The organism is Arthrobacter sp. CAU 1506, assembly GCF_005047635.1.
Lineage (GTDB): Bacteria > Actinomycetota > Actinomycetes > Actinomycetales > Micrococcaceae > Crystallibacter.
Genome location: NZ_SUKC01000011.1, coordinates 22,162 through 42,659, shown reverse-complemented (window position 1 = coordinate 42,659; position 20,498 = coordinate 22,162). Strand labels below are relative to the sequence as shown.

Annotated in this window: 19 protein-coding genes; 12 read left to right on the top strand and 7 right to left on the bottom strand. The window is 65.3% G+C overall.

From position 1 onward, the window contains the following. Positions 1 to 49 precede the first annotated feature (49 nt). Positions 50 to 529: a DUF3515 domain-containing protein gene (locus E4J89_RS13205; protein WP_136786615.1), complete on the bottom strand. Its 480-nt coding sequence runs from the start codon at positions 527 to 529 to the stop codon at positions 50 to 52. Positions 530 to 664: 135 nt separating this feature from the next. Here E4J89_RS13205 and E4J89_RS13200 point away from each other — a divergent pair, with 135 nt between their 5' ends. The 4 genes from E4J89_RS13200 (at position 665) to rsmD (ending at position 5,563) form a co-directional block, all read left to right on the top strand. Beyond that, positions 665 to 1,699, top strand: a complete 1,035-nt coding sequence (locus E4J89_RS13200) for an LCP family protein (RefSeq protein ID WP_136786614.1) — start codon at positions 665 to 667, stop codon at positions 1,697 to 1,699. Positions 1,700 to 1,851: 152 nt separating this feature from the next. After that, positions 1,852 to 2,790 carry a DAK2 domain-containing protein gene (locus E4J89_RS13195; protein ID WP_136786711.1) on the top strand — a complete coding sequence of 313 codons (939 nt, stop codon included), beginning with the start codon at positions 1,852 to 1,854 and terminating at the stop codon, positions 2,788 to 2,790. Further along, positions 2,780 to 4,969, top strand: coding sequence for an ATP-dependent DNA helicase RecG (locus E4J89_RS13190; RefSeq protein ID WP_136786613.1), 2,190 nt, complete (start codon positions 2,780 to 2,782; stop codon positions 4,967 to 4,969). The genes E4J89_RS13195 and E4J89_RS13190 overlap by 11 nt, the downstream gene beginning before the upstream one ends. 3 nt (positions 4,970 to 4,972) lie before the next feature. Next, positions 4,973 to 5,563, top strand: coding sequence for a 16S rRNA (guanine(966)-N(2))-methyltransferase RsmD (gene rsmD / locus E4J89_RS13185; RefSeq protein WP_136786612.1), 591 nt, complete (start codon positions 4,973 to 4,975; stop codon positions 5,561 to 5,563). Here rsmD and E4J89_RS13180 read toward each other — a convergent pair. After that, positions 5,546 to 6,316 carry a fused MFS/spermidine synthase gene (locus tag E4J89_RS13180; RefSeq protein ID WP_136786611.1) on the bottom strand — a complete coding sequence of 257 codons (771 nt, stop codon included), beginning with the start codon at positions 6,314 to 6,316 and terminating at the stop codon, positions 5,546 to 5,548. The two genes, rsmD and E4J89_RS13180, sit on opposite strands and share 18 nt — an antisense overlap. Positions 6,317 to 6,319: 3 nt before the next feature. Continuing rightward, the gene (locus E4J89_RS13175) at positions 6,320 to 7,561 is read right to left on the bottom strand and encodes an aminotransferase class I/II-fold pyridoxal phosphate-dependent enzyme (protein ID WP_136786610.1); all 1,242 of its coding nucleotides are present in this window, start codon (positions 7,559 to 7,561) and stop codon (positions 6,320 to 6,322) included. Positions 7,562 to 7,636: 75 nt separating this feature from the next. Here E4J89_RS13175 and coaD point away from each other — a divergent pair, with 75 nt between their 5' ends. From coaD to fmdA, 8 genes are all read left to right on the top strand, one after another. Then, positions 7,637 to 8,134 carry a pantetheine-phosphate adenylyltransferase gene (coaD, locus tag E4J89_RS13170; RefSeq protein ID WP_136786609.1) on the top strand — a complete coding sequence of 166 codons (498 nt, stop codon included), beginning with the start codon at positions 7,637 to 7,639 and terminating at the stop codon, positions 8,132 to 8,134. Between the two features lie 47 nt (positions 8,135 to 8,181). Continuing rightward, complete coding sequence (galU, locus tag E4J89_RS13165; RefSeq protein ID WP_136786608.1) at positions 8,182 to 9,114, top strand: UTP--glucose-1-phosphate uridylyltransferase GalU; 933 nt, start codon at positions 8,182 to 8,184, stop codon at positions 9,112 to 9,114. 119 nt (positions 9,115 to 9,233) lie between these two features. Beyond that, positions 9,234 to 9,797, top strand: coding sequence for a DUF177 domain-containing protein (locus tag E4J89_RS13160; protein WP_136786710.1), 564 nt, complete (start codon positions 9,234 to 9,236; stop codon positions 9,795 to 9,797). 2 nt (positions 9,798 to 9,799) lie between these two features. Further along, complete coding sequence (rpmF, locus tag E4J89_RS13155; RefSeq protein WP_127511582.1) at positions 9,800 to 10,003, top strand: 50S ribosomal protein L32; 204 nt, start codon at positions 9,800 to 9,802, stop codon at positions 10,001 to 10,003. A gap of 11 nt (positions 10,004 to 10,014) precedes the next feature. Then, on the top strand, positions 10,015 to 10,734 hold the full coding sequence (rnc, locus tag E4J89_RS13150) for a ribonuclease III (protein ID WP_136786607.1): 720 nt from the start codon (positions 10,015 to 10,017) through the stop codon (positions 10,732 to 10,734). Beyond that, positions 10,727 to 11,716: a bifunctional DNA-formamidopyrimidine glycosylase/DNA-(apurinic or apyrimidinic site) lyase gene (gene mutM / locus E4J89_RS13145; protein ID WP_136786606.1), complete on the top strand. Its 990-nt coding sequence runs from the start codon at positions 10,727 to 10,729 to the stop codon at positions 11,714 to 11,716. Before rnc ends, mutM begins: the two co-directional genes overlap by 8 nt. A gap of 322 nt (positions 11,717 to 12,038) precedes the next feature. Then, entirely contained in the window at positions 12,039 to 12,683 is a 645-nt protein-coding gene (locus E4J89_RS13140) for an AmiS/UreI family transporter (protein WP_136786605.1), read from the top strand. A gap of 313 nt (positions 12,684 to 12,996) precedes the next feature. Beyond that, entirely contained in the window at positions 12,997 to 14,253 is a 1,257-nt protein-coding gene (gene fmdA, locus E4J89_RS13130; protein ID WP_136786603.1) for a formamidase, read from the top strand. Positions 14,254 to 14,339: 86 nt separating this feature from the next. On the opposite strand, the gene E4J89_RS13125 is transcribed toward fmdA, so the two are convergent. Genes E4J89_RS13125 through E4J89_RS13110 form a run of 4 tightly spaced genes read right to left on the bottom strand, consistent with a single transcriptional unit; the run spans position 14,340 to position 20,129 of the window. Then, positions 14,340 to 15,155, bottom strand: a complete 816-nt coding sequence (locus E4J89_RS13125; protein WP_136786602.1) for a serine hydrolase domain-containing protein — start codon at positions 15,153 to 15,155, stop codon at positions 14,340 to 14,342. 8 nt (positions 15,156 to 15,163) lie between these two features. After that, a complete protein-coding gene (locus E4J89_RS13120; RefSeq protein ID WP_136786601.1) occupies positions 15,164 to 16,240 on the bottom strand; it encodes an NAD-dependent epimerase/dehydratase family protein in 1,077 nt (358 codons plus the stop codon). After that, positions 16,237 to 19,110 carry an alpha/beta fold hydrolase gene (locus E4J89_RS13115; protein ID WP_136786600.1) on the bottom strand — a complete coding sequence of 958 codons (2,874 nt, stop codon included), beginning with the start codon at positions 19,108 to 19,110 and terminating at the stop codon, positions 16,237 to 16,239. Before E4J89_RS13115 ends, E4J89_RS13120 begins: the two co-directional genes overlap by 4 nt. Next, positions 19,104 to 20,129 carry a 3-oxoacyl-ACP synthase III gene (locus tag E4J89_RS13110; RefSeq protein ID WP_136786599.1) on the bottom strand — a complete coding sequence of 342 codons (1,026 nt, stop codon included), beginning with the start codon at positions 20,127 to 20,129 and terminating at the stop codon, positions 19,104 to 19,106. The genes E4J89_RS13115 and E4J89_RS13110 overlap by 7 nt, the downstream gene beginning before the upstream one ends. Between the last annotated feature and the right edge of the window lie 369 nt (positions 20,130 to 20,498).

Below are 20,498 nucleotides of genomic sequence, written 5' to 3'. Positions count from 1 at the left end.
GACCAAAGGCGCTTGCGCCTGCGTGGTGACCCGTGGAAACCCTCAGCGCCTACAGCACGTCCGAGATGCTGAGGCACTTGCGTTCCTGCGGAATCTCCGAGGCCGCCGCAGACAGATCCATCAGTACGGAACTCTCCGCCACGTCGTCGGGCTTAAAGATCAGTTCCGTGGCCGGCGTGCGCCCGTACGTCGTCGCAGTCCAGTAACCGTTCTCGCCCTCGCGCAGTACCCAATCCACGTCATTGACGGAAACACACTGATCCGTCGTTGGGCCGGGCACCTGAACTCCGCAGCGCAGGATCACCTGGGACGGGTCGCCCCAAGCAGCAGTGGACTGGCTGCTCGTCTCGCGGCGGGGGAAGTCGGCCACGTATTGGGGCAGGATCACCATCATCGGAGCGCAGCCGGGATTGGCCGCATCCGGCGCCGCGTCAACAGTGACCACCGGCGAACAGGCCGTGAGGCTCCCCAATAGTCCAAGCGAGATCAGGGCAGCCAAGCGGCGGCAATTGGGGAAAACGCGGGTCATGCTGCTAGCGTATCCCGGTCCTTGCACGCTGGTTGGGCCGCCGTGACGGCGGCCACGCCCAACGGGGATCCTGCACGGGCAAGCCTGCCGCGGGCTTTATCCTATTTGGTAGCCCCTCCCTAGGAAGAGACCTCATTGACTGCTGAACATGACAACGAGTACCGCCCCCGGCGGCAGCGCCGCCCGCGCAAGAAAGACCCCATCCGTACGGTCTTCTTCACGCTGTTGGGCATTGTTGTTGTGGCCGCGATTGTAGGAGGTGGCTACATCTTCAACCTGGCCAACTCCTTCAACAGCAAGTCGCAGACGATTGAGTCGGCCTTCCCGACAGACCGGATGGCGAAGGACCCCAACGACAAATCCGTCAACATTCTGCTGATGGGTTCGGACAGTCGCAACACCTCCGGGGGCAACCTCACCGAGACCTCGGATGGCAGCCGTTCGGACACCATGATGCTGATGCACGTCCCGGAAAACCGGGAGAACGTCTACGTCATGTCGATCATGCGTGATACCTGGGTGGACATCCCGGGGCAAGGCGAACACAAAATCAACGCTGCCATGGCGTTCGGCGGCGTGCCGCTGGTGGTGCAAACCATTGAAGGCATGTTCGAAACCCGCGTCGACCACGTGGCAATTATCGACTTCTCCGGGTTCAAGGAACTCACGGATGCCCTGGGCGGGGTGGAGATCAATAATCCGGAGGCCTTCTCGGCGAACGGTTCCACCGGTGAGTTCTTCCCTGCCGGTACCCAGACGCTGAGCGGAGATTCGGCGCTGTCCTTCGTGCGGGAACGCAAGGCCTTCAGCGACGGCGACTATTCGAGAGTCCGCAACCAGCAGTTGTTCGTGAAGGCTCTGATGTCCAAGTTCCTGACAGCGGAAACGCTGACCAACCCGGTGCGCATCAATGAGGTTGTCTCGGAATTCTCTCCGTTCCTCAGCGTCGACAATGAACTTGATGCGATGAAGGCAGGCTCCCTGGGCGTCTCGCTTCGGGACGTGCGGTCAAGCGACGTGCAGATGTTTACCTTGCCGACGCTCGGCACCGGCACGTCCGCGGACGGTCAGTCGATCGTGGTGCCGGACGAGGAGGCGATCGCTGAGATCGCATCCGCGCTGCAGAGCGACAGCCTCGGCGAGTACCTGAGCACCGCGGATCTCGAGTAGGTCCACAGTGCCGCCGCGGCTTGCCGCCGGGCTGGGCCGGCTGCGGTAGGCTCAGTTAACGCCGGAGAACTGAGGACGATCGTTGGCGGGCATCGCCGGCGCATGCAGATGGGATCATGTTGCAGACGAAGATTGCTGCCAATGCCGAAGCGCTGCGCCGCTGGCTGTCCAAAGCCGAAGTGGTCCTCGGGAACCACAGCGACCGCCTGAACGCGATCAACATCTTCCCCGTGGCCGACGGCGACACCGGGACCAACCTCTATCTGACCATTCGGGCCGCGGCTAAATCTGCCTCCGAAAACCCCACGTCCGACGTCGGCGAACTCCTGGCCGGTGCCGGCCAGGCCGCCATGGAGGAAGCACGCGGAAACTCGGGCACCTTGTTGTCCGTTTTCCTGGCGGCACTGGCCGAACCGCTGCGTGGGACTACCCGGTTGACCGGACCGCTGCTGGCCGCCGCCCTGCAGCGTGCCGAGATCCGCTGCTGGTCTGCGTTGAGCGAGCCGGTCGAAGGAACCATGCTCTCCGTCATCGCTGCGGTGTCGCGGACGGCCACGGCTGTGCACGGCGGCCAGAACGCCGACGACAGCAATCACGGCCTGGCGGCAACACTGGAAGCAGTTGTAGAGGAGGCCGTCGCCGCCGTCGTCAGGACCGAAGCCCAGCTCGGAGCCCTTGAATCGGCCCATATTGTCGACGCCGGGGCGGTGGGCTTCCTGCTGATCATGGACACCTTGCGTGCCAGTGCCCTGGGTGAGGAGCTGCAGCCTGAATTGCTGGACGGACTGCACGGATTCAACGTGCAGGATCCGCATTTGCATCTGGACCACATCGACGAAGGCGTCGAAGTGATGTGCACGATCAACCTCAGCCCCTTGGATGCCGCGACGCTGCGCCTCAAGCTCGACGAGCTGGGCGACTCGGTGATCATGAGTGCGGTGACCGAAGTGGAAGACGGGTACCGTTGGCGCGTCCACGCCCACGTGCCGGATGGCGATGCGGCGCTGGAACTCATCCGCGAACTGGGCGAGCCGATGAATGTCACCATGACCGAGCTGGCGGGTCCGCCGGAGCACAGCCATGGCGGCTGACCTTCCCGATGAGCTGGCTGTTCCGCTGGAGCGGCGGCTCGGCAAGCGTTCGGCGACGGCACTGGAAAAGCACCTGGGCATCACCGTCACCGGGGAACTGCTCAATTACTTCCCGCGGCGGTACCTGAAGCGTGGAGAGCTGACCATGATCGCCGAGCTGCCTCGCGACGAGGACGCCAGCCTGGTGGCCCGGGTCCTGAAATGCACGTCGCGCCGGATGCGTGCCCGCCGCGGCTCACTGACCGAAGTCGTGGTGACGGACAACTCCTCGGACATCAGCCTCACCTTTTTCAACGGCTACCAGGCCGAACGCGAGCTGAAGCCGGGCACCCTGGCCATGTTTTCCGGCAAGGTGACCTCCTACCGGGGCAGCCTCACGCTGACCAACCCGGACTACCAACTGCTTGAGGACGCCTTCGACTTCGACGCCGAGGAGGCCATGCGCCCGGTACCCATGTACCCGGCCACGGCGAAACTCGGCAGCTGGCGGATCAAGGCCGCAGTGGACGCCTTGCTGGACATCGTGGACCTGAGTCGCGTGGGAGACCCGATTCCGCCGGACATCGCGATCCGCGACGGCCTGCTCTCGCTGGCTGAGGCCTATGAGCAGATCCACCGGCCGGCATCGCTGGAGGCCGCCAACGCGGCCCGGGATCGTTTCCGGTACCAGGAGGCGTTGGTGTTGCAGGCGGCGCTGGGACGGAAGCGGGCCATCGCGGCGGCTGAACAGGCCACCGCGCGCCCGGGCCGACCCGGCGGGATCGCGGACAAATTCGATGCCCGGTTGCCCTTCGACCTGACCAACGGGCAGAGCGACGTCGGCCAGACGATCGCCGCGGAGTTGGCTGGCCATGCGCCGATGAACCGCTTGCTGCAGGGCGAAGTGGGTTCCGGCAAGACCCTGGTGGCCCTCCGGGCGATGCTTCAGGTGGTCGATTCCGGCGGCCAGGCCGCGCTGCTCGCGCCGACCGAGGTCTTGGCCAGCCAGCACTTCGAGTCGATCAGCCGGACGCTTGGCCCGCTGGCCCAGGGCGGCATGCTCGGCGGCGACGCCGACGGCACCAAGGTAGTGCTGCTGACCGGTTCCATGACCGGAACGGCCAAGCGCAGAGCGCTGCTCGATGTAGCCAGCGGAGAAGCGGGCATCGTCGTCGGTACCCATGCGCTGCTGTCCGACACCGTGCAGTTCCTGGACCTGGGGCTGGTAGTGGTGGATGAGCAGCACCGGTTTGGCGTGGAGCAGCGCGATAAATTGCGCAGCCGTGCCGACACTCCGCCGCACCTGCTGGTCATGACCGCTACGCCCATTCCCCGGACCGTCGCCATGACCGTCTTCGGGGACCTGGAGACGTCGGTGTTGACCGAGCTGCCCGCCGGGCGGGCGCCGATCAGCACCCACATGGTGGCGCTGCAGGAACACCCTGCGTGGGAGGACCGGATCTGGCAGCGCGCTCGCGAAGAGGTGGATGCAGGCCGGCAGGTCTACGTGGTCTGCCCCAAGATCGGCGACGACGAACTTGAGGAAGCCGATCCGCCGGACGATCTGGAGCAGGAACAGCAACGGCCGATGGCTTCGGTCGCCGGAATCATCGAGCACATCAGCGGCCTCCCGGTCCTGTCAGGTGTGCGGATCGGCATGCTGCACGGTCGGATGGACCCCGACCAGAAGGCTGCCGCCATGGCGGCGTTTAACGACGGCACGCTGGACATCCTGGTATCCACCACGGTGATCGAAGTCGGCGTCGACGTGCACAATGCCACCTTGATGGTGATCCTGGATGCCGACCGTTTCGGCATTTCGCAGCTCCACCAGCTCCGCGGCCGGGTGGGCCGCGGCGGTTTCCCCGGTACGTGCCTGCTGGTGACGCAGCTGGAACCGGGCCACCCCAGCCGGGAGCGTCTGCAGGCCGTCGCCGCCACCACCGACGGGTTCGAGCTGTCCCAGGCCGACCTGCAGCTGCGCCGCGAAGGAGACATCCTGGGTGCCTCCCAATCGGGCGGTAAATCGACTTTGAAGCTTCTGCGGGTGATTAAGGACGAGGCGGTCATCGCCCGTGCCCGCGAAGACGCCACCGCGATCCTGCAGCATGACGCGACGTTGTCGCAGTACCCGGAGCTGGCAGAGGCCATCGAGCTGTACCTGAACCCCGAGCGCGAGGCGTTCCTTGAGCGGGGCTAGCCGGTGAGCAGGATTGTGGCCGGCGTGGCCGGGGGACTGACCCTGGCGAGCGTCCCGGGCGATAACACACGGCCGACGACGGACCGGGTCAAGGAAGCGTTGTTTTCGCGTCTGGAGTCCTACGACGTGCTGGCCGGTGCACGGGTGCTGGACCTCTTCGCCGGATCGGGGGCGCTGGGCGTGGAAACCGCCAGCCGGGGCGCCGCGGCAGTCGATCTGGTCGAATCCGCAGACAAGGCAGCCGCAGTGTGCCGGCGCAACGCCGACCTGGTCAATCAGAAGCTGGGCCGGAAGACAGCCACCGTGCACCGCATGAAGGCGGAACGTTTCCTGGACGGTCTGCCGGCGGGACGCCATTGGGACCTGGTGCTGATGGATCCGCCCTATCCCTTGGGCGAGGACGCGCTGACCGAGGTCCTCAGGGCTCTGTCCGGCTTCCTTGCCGACGGCGCCGTCGTCGTCGTCGAGCGCTCGTCGCGTTCTCCCGAACCCGCTTGGCCGGACGGGCTTGAGCGGTTTGCGGTCAAGAAGTACGGCGAGACCCAACTGTGGTTCGCCGAGCCTCTGCTGGAGCCATCAGCCCCCGGCGAATGACTCAAGCTCGGGGCCGGTGAGCACGCTCGCAGGGTGCGGGCCGGCGGCCAGCAGCGCATCGGACCACTCGGATGGCCAGTCGCCACGGCGGGCGGCGAGCACGATGTTGCCGGCCCTGGTGCCGGTGAACATGCCGGTCTCGGCGAGGGCGGCAACGGACCCCGCGGCGGAGGCCAATTCCCTGGCCTGCCGTTTGGCGAACGCCAGCGGCGGATCGTCGCCCACGTTGACCAGCAGCACACCGTCCGGCTCCAGCACATCCAGCAACTCCTCGTAAAAGCCGGAGGTGGTGAGGTGTTCCGGGGCGTCGTCGCCGGCAAAAACATCCAGCACAATGACGTCGAAGGCTCCCTCAATATCGCCGAACGCCACTTCATGCCGCGCATCGCCAAAGTGGACTGTGAGGTCGGTTCCCTCTGGCATGGGCAGGTGCTCGAGGACGAAGTCCAATAACTCCCGCTCCAACTCCACTGCCACTTGGTCCGAACCGGGGCGGGTGGCCTGCACGTACCGGGCCAGCGTGAGGGCTCCGGCACCCAGGTGGAGGAACCGCAGCGGGGACCCCTGCGGCCCGGCCAGGTCAACGACGTTCGCAATCCGGCGCAGGTATTCGTAAAACACGTCGTCGGGGTGCCGCAGGTTGACGTGCGATTGCTCCGCACCGCCGATGCTCAGGACATAAGAACCCGGCACGCGCTGGTCCTTCTCGATGCTGGCGTGCAGGCCGCTGCCGCCGAGGTAACGGTCCGCCACGGCTCAAAGACCTTTCTGCAGGGAGGCGAGGCGCTGCGCGGCGTCCTTCAGGACCTCGGTCTTCTTGCAGAAAGCGAACCGCAGCAGCGAGCGGGTGCGCCGGGCGCCGTCGGGATGGCAGAAGACCGGCACCGGGATGGCCGCAACACCGATCTGTTCAGGCATCCGCCGGGCCAGGTCCAGCGAGTCGGCGAAGCCCAGCGGAGCCGTGTCCACGTTGACAAAGTAGGTGCCCTGCGGCGTGAAGACATCAAAGCCCGCTTGGCGCAGGCCGCTGCTCAGCAGATCTCGTTTGGCCTTCAAGGCCGAGGCAATGCCGGTGTAGAAGGAGTCGGGCAGTCCGAGCCCCAGGGCCACGGCGTCCTGGAACGGGGCGCCCGAACTGTAGGTGAGGAACTGCTTGACCGTCCGCACCGCTGCGACAAGGTCCGCCGGTCCGGAGAGCCAGCCGACCTTCCAGCCGGTGAAGGAGAACGTCTTGCCGGCCGACGAAATGGTGAGTGTCCGCTCGGCCGCGCCCGGCAAGGTCGCCATCGGGATGTGCGGGACATCGAAGGTGAGATGTTCGTAGACCTCGTCGGTGACGATCAGGGCGTCGTAGCGGTGTGCCAATTCCACAATGCGGGTCAACGCATCACGGGAAAAGACGCTGCCCATGGGGTTGTGCGGGTTGTTGACCACCACCATGCGGGTGCGCGCGGAGAAGGCCGCTTCGAGTGCGTCGAGGTCGGGCTGGAAGTCCGGAGCCAGCAGTGGCGACGTGGTATGCCGGGCGCCGCTCAATCCGATGATCGCGCCGTAGGAGTCATAAAAGGGCTCGAAGGTCAGCACCTCGTCGCCCGGTCCGGTCAGTGCCAGCAGGGTGGCTGCCAGAGCTTCGGTTGCTCCCGTGGTGACGATGATGTCGGTTTCCGGGTCGGGGGTCAGGCCGTAGAACCGTTCCTGATGATGCGCGACGGCGGTGCGCAGCGTCAGCGTCCCTTTGCCCGGCGCGTACTGGTTGGCGCCGTTGCGAATGGCGTCCATCGCGGCAGCAGCAATTTCGGCCGGACCGTCCTCGTCCGGGAAACCTTGTCCCAGGTTGATCGCACCCGTCCGGGCCGCGAGCGTGGTCATCTCTTCGAAAATGGTGACGCCGAGCCCGCCGTCGTCGCCCAGGAGGTTCGATCCTGCCGCGGTCCGCTGCCAGGGGGCAGCAACGTCGTCTCGGCGGCCGTGGACGAGTTGCCTCATTGCTGTGCTCATGACTCCCAGTATTACCACTGAAGTGTTACCGCGGCGCGTGGTGCGCGGCCTGTCGGATCGGCTAGATTCGACTCTATGCGCCGTGCCGTCTGCCCAGGATCCTACGACCCGCTTCATAAAGGCCACGTGGAGATCATTGCCCGTGCCGCGAGCATGTATGACGAAGTCATCGTTGCCGTGTCGACCAACTACGCCAAGAAGTACCGCTTCAGCCTGGATGAAAGGCTCTCCATGGCCAGCGAGACGCTCTCCTACCTCCGCGGCGTGAGCGTTGAGCCGATGGGTGAAGGACTGCTTGCCGAATACTGCCGTAGCCGTGGGGCCGGGGTCATCGTCAAGGGGCTGCGCTCGTCGCAGGACTACCACTACGAATTGCCGATGGCCCATATGAATCGGCACCTGGCCGGCATCGAGACCGTGTTCCTTGCCGGGGAGAACAGCTATTCGCACGTGTCCTCCACCCTGATCAAGGAAGTCGCGTCGCTGGGCGGGGACATTTCCGAGTTCGTCCCCAAGGCGGTTCTCAGCCGCTTCCGGAACGGGGGAGCGGCTCCGGAATCTACGTCCAGGTGATGTCGGGCGGTTACGGCTGAGTGGCTGTGTCGGCTAATCTCGTACCCATGTCTCATGCTCCATTAGTTCGTAAAGCCGTCGTCCCGGCTGCAGGCTTGGGAACAAGGTTCCTGCCGACGACGAAAGCCATGCCCAAGGAAATGCTGCCGGTCGTCGACAAGCCGGCCATCCAGTACGTGGTCGAAGAAGCTGCGCGGGCCGGCCTGACCGACGTCCTGATGATCACCGGGCGCAACAAGCGGTCCTTGGAGGACCACTTCGACCGTGTGCCGTTTGTCGAGGAGACGCTGGAGGCCAAGGGCGACCTCGCGAAGTTGGCCGCCGTCCGCGAATCCTCCGAGCTGGCGGATATCCACTACGTTCGCCAAGGCGATCCCATGGGCCTGGGCCACGCCGTTCTCCGTGCCAAACAGCACGTCGGAGACGAACCGTTCGCCGTCCTGCTGGGTGACGACCTCATTGACGAGCGCGACGAACTGCTCTCGGAGATGATTGCCGTGCAGCAGGCGACTGGCGGCTCCGTCATCGCCCTAATGGAAGTCGATCCGGAACAGATCAGTGCCTATGGCTGCGCGGACGTCAGCCCCGTTGAGGGCGCCGGGCACGTGAAGGTCCATGGTTTGGTGGAGAAGCCGGCCACCGCCGACGCGCCGTCGAACCTGGCCGTGATTGGCCGCTACGTCCTTCACCCCGCCGTCTTTGATGTCCTGGAGCAGACCGGTCCCGGGCGCGGCGGCGAAATCCAGCTGACCGACGCGCTGCAGACCCTGGCCAAGTCCGACGAGGACGGCGGCGGTGTGTATGCCGTGGTCTTCAAGGGGCGCCGCTACGACACCGGGGACAAGCTCAGCTACATCAAGGCAGTCATCTCGTTGGCTACCGAGCGCGAAGATCTAGGACCCGAACTGTGTTCTTGGATCCTCGACCTTGCCGTCCAGATCCAGGCAGAGTCGCCCTTGTCAGCGGCTGGGCAAGACTGACGCCCGCACCGGACGGCCGGTTTGGGCCCGCGGGAGTTTCGGGCTAAGATGATACGTCGGTCGTATGTTCTTGAGGAGTTTTCAGTACATTGGTCTTGAACCATGATCAAAGTTCGCCTTTGACCCTTGCGGTCAAAGATCTCGGGCGCAGCCCGGGCAGCATGCGGACTCTTGAAGAACATATTGCTGCGCCGAAGGACTTCGGGGCAGTGCTCATTGGCGTTCAGGAAGGCTCCGATATGGAGTTGGATCTGAAGCTTGAGGCCGTGCACGAGGGAATCCTGGTTTCCGGCACTGTATCCGTGGCTGTCACGGGCGAGTGCGGGCGATGCCTGGATCCCATCGCGTACGACCTTGACGTTAATGTGCAAGAACTCTTCTACTACGAGGACACTGAACTCCTCGAGGAAGAAGAGCAGGACGAACAGCGGCGGGTTGAGCGCGATTTCATCGATCTCGAACCGGCGCTGCGGGACGCAGTGGTGACCGCCCTGCCGTTCCAGCCGGTGTGCCGGGAAGACTGCCAAGGCTTGTGCCCAGAATGTGGGATTCGCCTTGAAGAGGATCCGGGTCACCATCATGAGGTAGTGGATCCTCGCTGGGCAGCCCTTGCCGGGCTGGCCGGCACGGCCGCCGACGAGGCGCCGAAAAGTAAAGAGTCAGACGAGAGAGAAGAGAGTTAGCCGTGGCTGTTCCCAAGCGGAAGATGTCCCGCTCGAATACGCGCGCACGCCGGTCCCAGTGGAAGGCCACTGCGCCCAACCTGGTCAAGACCGTTGAGAACGGCCGTGTCACCTACAGCCTGCCGCACCAGGCCAAGGTTGTCACCGACTCGGCAGGCACCGCGCTGTTCCTTGAGTACAAGGGCCGCAAGGTAGCCGACGCGTAACAACGTCCGGCATGCCTTCAACTGAAGAGCTTTTGGAGCGTCTCGGTGTCGATATCGACGCCGAGACGCTCCGTCTGGCTTTAACCCACCGTTCTTACGCCTACGAACACGGCGGCCTCCCCACGAACGAGCGCTTGGAGTTTCTGGGCGACTCGATTCTTGGTTTCTCCGTGACCGATGCGCTGTACCGGGACAACCCGGACCTGCCAGAGGGCGAGTTGGCCAAGCGGCGCTCCGCAGTGGTGTCCACCCGCGCGCTTGCCGGGATCGCCCGCTCGCTGGATCTGGGACAGCATGTGCTGCTCGGACAGGGCGAGAAGCTGACCAACGGCGCAGACAAGTCCTCTATCCTTGCGGACACCATGGAGGCGCTGTTCGGTGCCACCTACCTGTGCCACGGCATCGAGACCGCCCGCCAGTTGGTGATGCGCCTGATCGGGCCGCTCCTGGCAGACGCCGAAGCCCTCGGCGCCGGGACGGACTGGAAGACCAGCATCCAGGAACTGGCAGCAGCCCGGAAAATGGGCAACGTGACCTACCGCGTGGAGGGCTCGGGCCCGGACCACGCGAGGACGTTCGTCGCCACGCTGCTGATCGGCACCGCCGAACACGGCCAGGGGACCGGACACTCCAAGAAGGAAGCCGAACAGGAAGCCGCCGCCTCGACCTGGCGCGACCTGCGCGGTTCGTTCTCCGAACCTGTGACGGAGAACAGCGGATCAGATGCCTGAACTGCCTGAGGTGGAGGTTGTCCGCCGCGGGCTGGCCCAGTGGGTCCGCGGCCGGACGATCACCGGCGTCGACGTCCTTGATGAACGCTCCATCCGTCGGCACCTCCTCGGCGCCGATGACCTCCGGGGGAACCTGATCGGCGCGCACGTTGTCGACGTCGTCCGGCGGGGCAAGTTCCTCTGGATGCCCCTGCAGGAAGCGGACACCATGGGGGGCGGAAACCTAACCAGCCGTGACGACGGCGAGCCCAAGCTCGCGCTGATGGCGCACCTCGGCATGAGCGGACAGTTGCTGGTCGAGGACAGCGCTCAACCGGACGAGAAGCACCTCAAGGTGCGGCTGACGCTGAGCCCGGCCAATGACGCTGACGGTTCTCCCATGCCGGCCGAGCTGCGTTTCGTTGACCAGCGGATTTTCGGCGGCATGTTCCTGGCAGATCTGGCGCCTACCCGCGACGGCCACGCCGGCGGCATCTCCGAGACCGGTCTGGCGCTCATTCCTGTTGAAGCCTCACACATCGCCCGGGACCCGCTGGACCCGGCCTTCTCTTTTGATGCCTTCTACCAGCGCCTCCGTGCCCGCAAGACCGGCCTCAAGCGCGCGATCCTGGACCAGGCCTTGGTCTCAGGCATCGGGAACATCTACGCGGACGAGGCCCTGTGGGCTGCGAAGCTGCACTACGCCCGCCCCACGGAAACGCTCCGCCGCAAGGACGCGGAACGTCTTCTCGAAGCCTGCCGCGAGGTCATGACGCAGGCGTTGGCGGCCGGTGGCACCAGCTTCGATTCCCTCTACGTGAACGTCAACGGCGCCTCCGGCTACTTCGAACGGCACCTGAACGCCTACGGCCGCGAAGGCGAGCCCTGCTACCGCTGCAGCGATCTGGGCCGTTCCACCAAGATCCGCCGTGACACGTTCATGAACCGCTCGTCCTACACATGCCCCGTCTGCCAGCCGAGGCCCCGCAACGGCCGCTGGTAGCCATTTGGAAGTGTGTTGATCGACCTGAGCCCTGTGGTTGATCCACGCGGCGGCTGGGTCTCGGCCCCAAGGGGAACCGTAAATCCCGCTTTTCGGTAACAACTCGTCCTGTATATGCGGCGCTTGCCAACCGCAATCGCGCAACTGCCACCCGTGGCTGGCTATGGATATTTTCTTACTGCCACTCGTTCTTCAGCATTAACGTTTATCCGATTCTTGTCTACTTTTAGTTCTATAAGCCTGCTGATTGACGGGTTGATGGGAAACTGTTAGCTTTCAGCAAACATCGTTTTCGTTCGTCCGAATCTGCAATGGGGAGATTATGGCTAGCGCGGGACTTTTGTATGTTGGGGCAATTCTCTTTATCAATGGACTAATGCTGCTCGGCTGGATTCCTGGAAAATCTGCAGCCATTCTCAACTTATTCGTCGGAGCACTCCAAGTCATCGTTCCAGTAGTGCTGCTGACCCAGGCCGAAGGTGAACCGGCCGCCACTTTCGCGGCTGCTGGCCTCTTCCTTTTCGGATTCACCTACCTGTACGTAGGCATCCTCCAGCTAGCCGGGATCTCCCCAGAAGGGTTGGGTTGGTTCAGCCTGTTCGTTGCAGTGGTGGCGGTAGTGATCGGGGTGCTGAGCTTTGGCAACATCGGAGATCCGCTGTTTGGTTCCATTTGGTTGGCATGGTCGGTGCTGTGGTTCATGTTCTTCCTGCTGATGGGATTGGGCAAAGAGTCCATCGCCGCTATGACCGGTTGGTTCGCGATTTTCTGCGGTTGGCTAACCTGTGCAATTCCAGCCCTCTTGTTGCTGAGTGGAGCCTTCGTCTCCACCGGCGCCACCGCCGCTGTCGGAGGAACTGTCTTTGCCGCTTCGTTTGGCGTAGCCCTCTACCTGGGCCGGCCGGAGAATCCGGTTGGGGTTCGACGGGACGTCAGGGCAGCCGTTTCGAAGGAGGCCATGTCATGACGCTCTATGCATACGCCTGCCCTGTCTGCGAGGCGGTTGAAATGAACTATCCGATAGGCCAAGCACCGCAAGAAGCGCCATGTTCCTCATGCGGCCGGTTGATGCGTCGAGTCTTCAGCCCGCCCCGTCTTTCCGTAGCGAGCTCCAGCGCGTATAAGTTGCTCGATTCAACGGCTAAAAGCGCGTACGAACCTGATGTGGTGACCCGAAAAAGTGGAACTACTGCAAAATCTGGCAGAAGTCGTTTTACCCACAATCCCTTGCACTCCAAGCTTCCGCGCCCATAACCAATACAAATGATGGAGTAGAGAAAATGCCCGAAGTTATTTTCCCGCTCGATTCGCGTAAAAAGTTCGAGGAACAAGAAAAGATAGGCCATAACCGGTGGCATCCCGATATCCCGCCGGTGGCAACAGTCAAACCGGGTGATTCCTTTCGGGTCGATTGCCGCGAATGGTTCGATGGCGCGATAGCCAACGATGACTCGGCGGATGACATCCTGAACGCACCGCTGTTGGGCGTGCACAAGCTCAGCGGCCCGTTCGCCGTCGAAGGCGCAAAACCGGGCGACCTGCTGGTAGTGGACATCCTCGACGTTGGGCCCATCCAGCAGGAAGATTCAGGCCCGCTTGCGGGACAGGGGTGGGGATACACCGGTATCTTCGCGAAGCGGAACGGTGGAAGCTTCCTGACCGACCAGTTCCCCGATGCTTACAAGGCGGTATGGGACTTCAGCGGTCAGACCGCCACGTCCCGCCACGTCCCTGCCGTTGCGTTCACCGGCATCATCCACCCCGGCCTGATGGGAACGGCCCCGTCCGCCGACCTGCTCGGCAAATGGAATAAGCGAGAAGGGGATCTAATCGCCACCGACCCGCACCGGGTTCCGCCCCTAGCATTGCCGCCGGAACCCCAGGACGCTCTGCTGGGCACCCTATCCGGTGACGAGTTCGACCGGATTGCTGGCGAAGCTGCACGCACTGCTCCGCCGCGGGAGAACGGCGGAAACCAGGACATTAAGAACCTTTCCAAGGGTAGCCGGATCTTCTATCCCGTTTTCGTGGACGGTGCCAACCTCTCCGTGGGCGACCTGCACTTCTCCCAGGGGGACGGCGAGATCACCTTCTGTGGTGCCATCGAGATGGGTGGGTTCATCGACTTGCGGGTGGACATTATCAAGGGAGGCATGGAAACCTACGGCGTGAGCGAAAACGCCATCTTCATGCCGGGCAATGTCGAGCCGCAGTACAGCGAATGGCTGGCTTTCTCCGGCACCTCGGTCACTCTCGACGGGGAGCAGCGTTATCTGGACTCGCACCTGTCATATCAGCGGGCTTGTCTGCATGCGATCAACTACCTGACGAAGTTCGGCTATAGCCCGGAGCAGGCGTACCTACTGCTCGGAGCGGCTCCCATTGAGGGACGGCTCTCCGGCGTCGTCGATATCCCGAACTCCTGCTCCACGGTATATCTGCCGACTGCGATCTTCGATTTCGACGTTCGGCCGTCGGCCTCGGGACCGTTCCAGATCGACCCGGGGATCGGAGCACCGAAGGCTGCAGCCAGCTAGCTTGAATGCAGACTTCAGGCAGTCATGTGCCGTGGTGCGTCCGTCGGGCGACGGGCGTACCACGGCGCCATGCTGCCCGCCCGAAATCAGCCGGGCAGTTCCGCCAGTACGGCGTCCGTGTACTTCGGCCAGACCTCCGCGACCCAGGGTCCGAAGGCGCGGTCGGTAAGCGCGACGCAGGCGGCGCCGGCGTCGGGATCCACCCAGAGGAAGGTACCGGACTGGCCGAAGTGGCCGAAGGTGTTGGGCGAGCTGTTCGCGCCGGTCCAGTGCGGGTCCTTGTGGCCGCGGATCTCGAAGCCCAGGCCCCAGTCGTTGTCCTGCTGTCGCCCGAAGCCGGGCAGCACGCCAGATAGGCCGGGATAGGCCACCTTGGTTGCTTCCTGCAGCGTGGACGGGGCCAGCAGCGAGGGGTTCTGCAGTTCGGCGGCAAAGCGGGAAAGGTCCGCGGCGGTGGACGTGGCGCCGGCGGCGGGGGAGCCGTCCAGGCTGGTGTCCGACATGCCGAGCGGAGCCAGCACGCCTTCCCGAAGGTATTCCGCGAAGCTCATGCCCGCAGCGGATTCCAGCGTTTCACCGAGCACCTCGAAACCGGCGTTGGAGTAGAGCCGCCGGGCTCCCGGAGCAAAGCGGACTGTGCGGTCGCCGAAATCGTAACCGGCGCAGTGGGCCAGCAGATGCCGTACCGTGGCGCCCTCCGGGCCCGCCCCCTGTTCCAGTTCCAGTGCGCCCTCTTCGACCGCCAGCAGCACGGCATAGGCACTGAGCAGTTTGGTGACCGAGGCCAGCGGGAAACGGCGCTGCTGATCGCCGTGTGCAGCCACAACGGCACCGTCCGCGCCGACGACCGCGGTGGCCGCGTGGTCCACCGGCCACGACTCGATCAGTTTGACGCTCTCCACAGTGTCTCCTAGCTCGTTGTTCCGGAATAGTGGGCCGCCAGCCGGCGCAGCCCGTCCTCGATGCTGACGTCAGGTCTCCAGTCCAGCACCTCGCGGGTGCGGCGCTGGTCGAACCAGTGGGCCGTCGACAGTTGCTCGGCCAGGAACCTGGTCATCGGTGGCTCGTCCTTGACCAGTCCGCGCTTTCCGGCAGCCGTCCAGGCCCGCTCGATGACAGAACCGGCACCGCGGGCCAGCCAGCCCGGAACCGACCAAGCCGGCGCCTTCACGCCGGCGGCAGCGCAGATGCCTGCGATCAGCTCGCCGACCGGACGCGGCTGGCCGTTGGTGACCACCAGGGCCTGGCCATGCGCCTGATCCATCCGGTCGAGCGCCCGGACAATGGCTGCCGCGGCGTTGTCGATGTAGGTGGTGTCAATCAAGGCCGCGCCGTTGTCCAGCAGGGGCAGACGGCCGGCCTGGGCCCGCGCCACCACGCGCTCCACCAGTTGGGTATCGCCGGGGCCCCACACGACGTGAGGCCGGATGGCGGCAACTCGGAAGCCGGGGGAGTCCTCGGCGAGGGCAAGAAGCTCGGCGGCGGCTTTGGACCGGGCGTAATTGCCGTGGGCGCGCTCCGGATCAGCGGTCCCGGCGCCCGCACCGGCGATCGCTTCGCCGAAATGCGCCACCGAGGGTGAGGAAACGAACACGACGTCCCGCACGCCGGCGGATTTCGCCGCCGCCAGCAGGGTTTTGGTCCCGCCGATGTTGGTGGCGACGAACTCGCTCCACTCGCCGGTGAAGGAGACCTTCGCGGCCAGATGGATGACCGCCTGCACGCCGTGCACGGCTTGGGCGACCGCGTCGGGGTCGGTCAACGAGCCCAGCACCGTCTCGGCAGCGGGACCGACGTCGGCGGGCCGGCGTTGGAAGGTCCTGACCCGGTGGCCCTGGTCCAGCAGCAACCGTGCGACGGCGCCACCGAGCATCCCGCTGGCGCCGGTGACTAGGACGGCTCTACCGGTGGTCGACGGAGGGGCGCCAGCGCCGAGTGGAGACCGGTCGGCTGCCGGGGAGTCGCCCACTGGTTCGTTCTTGGTCATGGCTTGCGGATCCTTCCGCCGGCCAGCGATCGGGTTGCCCAGTCGGCAAGTCCGGCCCGGTCAATCTTGGAGTTGTGCCGGATGTCGGTGGGCAGTTCGGGCACCACCAGCACTGCGGCAAGATCCAGACCCGTAGAGCGAACGACGGCGGCGCGCACCTCCTCGCCGAGCGCACGCGGAGCGGTTCCCGGCCTGGCGGCCGGCGCTAGCGTTTCCAGGACGGCAACAGGTACTTGGGCGCCCACCGGACCGACGCCGACCACGGCAGCCAGCCGCACGACGTCGTGCGTTTCCGCCGCTTGCTCGGCAGCTACCGGCGTGGCGACACCGGACGCGGTAGTGATGATGTGCGCGAGACGCCCCTCGACCCAGAGCCGACCCTCGGCGTCGAGATGCCCCACGTCGCCGGTGCGGTGCCAACCCGGCACGGACGCACTGTGCTGTTGGGTGATCCAGAGCCCGTCGTAGCGGTCCTTGACGTGAGGGGCGCTGACCAGGATCTCGCCCGTGACGCCGGGGTTGGTGGTCGGCTGGTCGGAAACGCTGCCATCCGCAGCCACGGGGGCGATGGCCACCGTGGCTCCCGACACCGGGGTGCCGACGCAGACGCCATTGCCGGAACCGGCAGCGCGGATGCCGTCCAGGCTGATGTCCGTGACCGGTAGCGCCTCCGTCATCCCGTAGGGCGTGTGCAGGGTCGCCGACGGCACCAGCGACTGAACCTTGGCCAGCAGCGGTTCTGGAATGGGGGCGCCGGCTGAGAGCAGCAGCTTCACGCTGGAGAGCGCCACTCGGTGTTCGTCAGTCAGGCCATCGGCTGTGGCCAAAACGTTGGTCAGCGCGGCCGGCGAGGCGAACACCGCGGTGGCGTGCACTGCGGCGGCGGCGTCAGCCAGGGCGGCAGCGGTAAGGGTCTTCGGTGCAGTGACGTCCATGTCTGGCGTGACCGATGTGGCGCCGAGGGCCGGGCCCAGCAAGGCGAACGGTGCGAAGCCGGCCACCAGCGACGTGCCCGCCTCCAGCCCGTAGGTGTCCTTCAGGGTGTCCCGCATCGCGGCTAGCTGCCGGTGCGTGTACACCACGCCCTTGGCCGGACCGGTGGAACCGGAGGTGAAGAGGATTGCGGCGTCGTCGTCCGGGTCGGGGCCGGGGCCGGAGGTCTCTACGAAGGTCTCTGGGTGGGTCTCCACGCGGGTCTCCACGCGCTCGCTGGCGCTCGCTTGGTCGACCACCGGGGCGCTGACGTCGGTGGTCGATGGAGGCGCGCCAGCGCCGAGTAGAGACCGGTCGAGCGGCGGTGCCGAGTTGGCTGCGGCGGCTTCTACTAGTTCGGGCACGGTGTGCGCGATTCGGTAGAGCTTGCGCTTGGCTTCGCCCAGATCGGTGACGCTGATCCGCTGGCCGGGCCAGTTGAACAGCCGGGCGGCGACGAAGGCTCGTTCGATGCCGACGATGAACTTGGGGCCGGCACCCTTGATGGCGCGGCTGAGCCCGGCAGGTCCGAGCCCGGCGTCGGCCACGACGATAACGGCGCCGAGCTTCAGGCAGGCGTAAATCAGGCTGGTCAGTTCGATGCCCGGCGGGACCAGCAGATTGATCCGGTCGCCGGCCTTCACGCCGATCCCGGCAAGTCCGTCGGCCAGCAGGTCCACCTGTCCGGCCAACTCGGCCCAGGTCAGCGTCCGCGGCCCGGCGCCGGGCGCGGCCAGCGGCGCCATGTCGACGACGGCGGGGGAGTCGTCGGTGCGGCGCTCGTCGAGTTCGGCGAGCATGGGGCGGAAGGCCTGCGCGTGGGTCCCCACGGATCTCCGCGCAGGCCTGGCGGCCTTTGGTCGATCACCGGGGGCGGGGTCTACCTGGGTCTCCACGCGCTCGCTGGCGCTCGCTTGGTCGACCACCGGGGCGGCCTTTGGGCGATCACCGGGGGCGGTGGCTTGGTCGGCCACCGGGGTGCTGAGCCAGGTGAAGAGGGGGGTGGCGATGTCGCGGTCTTCGGGGAGGAGATGGCCAGCGCCTTCGAAGCGGTGCACGTCCGCCTGCGGCAGCCGGTCCATCAGATCGCGCAGGTAGCGGTCCGAGAAGACCGGGTCCTTGGGGCCCCACATGATCAGCGCCGGAACGTCCAGTGTGCGGATGCCCTCGGCCACCTCGATCAGCGTGCCCCAGCTGGGCGTGCCCTCGTCGGCGGGGATGTCCGCCACGAAGTTGCCCACGCCGGTGCGCCGCGCGGCGTGCCGGTACGGTGCCATGAACGCGTCCTTGACGTCCTTTTCCAACGGGGGATGCGCCAAGGCGTGGGTGACGCGCAGGAAGGCGGCCGACGTCGTCGTGCCCCATTGATGGACGGCCGGATGCAGTGCGAGTTTCAGCGGCGCGGGAAGGCCGAAGCCGGCGGGGTGGACGGCGGTGTTGGTCAGCACGACGCCGGAGAGCTGCTTGCGATGACGGGTGGCCCAACCCAGCGAGATGACGCCGCCCCAGTCGTGCCCGACGGTGACCACCGGACCGGTGATGCCAAGTTCGGCGGTCAGATCGCCCAAATCGGTGATCCGGTCCTCCAGCCGGCGGAAACGCCCGGTGCGCTCGGAGAATCCCATGTCCAGCTGATCGACGGCGACCACGCGCCATGGTGCCGCGGCGTCTCCGGCTGCGGCGAGCAGGGTGCGCCAGAGGTAGGACCAGGTCGGGTTGCCGTGGACGCATAGCAGAGTACCGACCGGCTCTATTCCGCGTTCGGCCAGCTGCGGGCCGTTGTCCAGGAGGTGCCAAGTGATCGCGGTGCCGGCCGGATCCACCGCGGCAGTGGAGGGAACGCGGACACGGCGGGACCAGGCCGGGTCGACTCCAGGCCAGAGGGGTTTGGCTACCACGCAATCTCCATCATCGTGGTGTTCAGGCCGGAGCCGACGCCCATGCAGAGCACGCGGTCGCCGCTGCTCAGGGTCTGCGACTCCTGGGCCAGCGTCATGGGGAGCGAGGCCGGTCCCACATTGCCCCACTTCGGGAAGGTGATCGGCACACGCTCGCGGACCAGATCGACCGCCTTGATGATCGCGTTGGTGTAGGACGTGGAGACCTGGTGCGTGACGTAGCGGTCCATCGCGGTCCAGTCCCACCCATCGCCGTGGGCCTCGTGCCAGGCGCTGACCACCAGTTCCAGCCCGTTGTCCAGCAGCCCTTTGGTGTCCGTGAACATTCCCGCGGGCCCGCCAACGCACAGTTCGTGGTGCTCGGTGCCGGCACGCGAGACGCCGCCAAGGATGCGGTGGGATTCGGGGTGGACGTCCGCGGGGCCGATCACGGCTGCGGCTGCCCCCGAGCCCAGAGTCAGCGTGGCGAATTCGCGCAGGTAGTCGGCGCGGGTGGAATCCGGACGGTTGAGGCGTTCGAATGTGGTCTCCTGGGTGGGCTGGGCATCCTCGCCCGCGACGATCAACGCATATTTGATCTGGCCGGAGTCAATCATGTTGGCGGCCAAGGTGATGCCGTTGACGAAGCCCAGGCATGCGTTCGCCAGATCGAAGTTCATAGCCGACGACGGGAGACCCAGTCCGTGGTGGATCTTCACCGCGACTGACGGCTCCAGGTTTACGCGCGTCACTGACGTATTGATCAGGAGCCCTATTTGGTCCGGCTCCACGCCGGCTTCGGCCATGGCCTTGGCACCGGCTTCGATGGCGGCGTCGTCGAAGGTTGAACCGGGTGACCACCAGCGGCGCTCAGTCACGCCGGCAACGCGTTCCAGCAACTTCCGGGAGAGCTTCAGGCGCTTCAAGCTGGGAGCGAGGCGCTCATCAAACTCGGCGGAACTGACGGCTACCGGCGCCTCCACGCTAGAGACGGCCAGCAAAGCCGCATTGTCATGTCGAAACGTCGCGTTACCGCTCAATATCCAGCCTTTATTCGTCTGTCGGGGACGGTCACCTGTACGCGGAGAATCCGGTATGGGCACCCGAAGTCTTAACTATGCACCCCGCGCCAACGTTCCGCACATATGGACAAAGGCATTGGTTTGTGGCAATTGTCTCTGCTACTGCTGCGCGGAACGTTTCGGCACACCCCTCGGTTATTCGGAGACCGGAGAATCGCGCACCGAATGGCCGCCCGGATCCACCCTGGCGGCAGGCGTTTGCTGCCGTTTCTTATTTAGGCGCCGGTCTGCGTAAAAGAGCACGCCGGCAAGTGTGCAAGCGACGGCGGCGGTCGCCTCCGCTAGGTACTACACCCGATTGTCCGGCGGGACAAGGCCGTGGCGCCG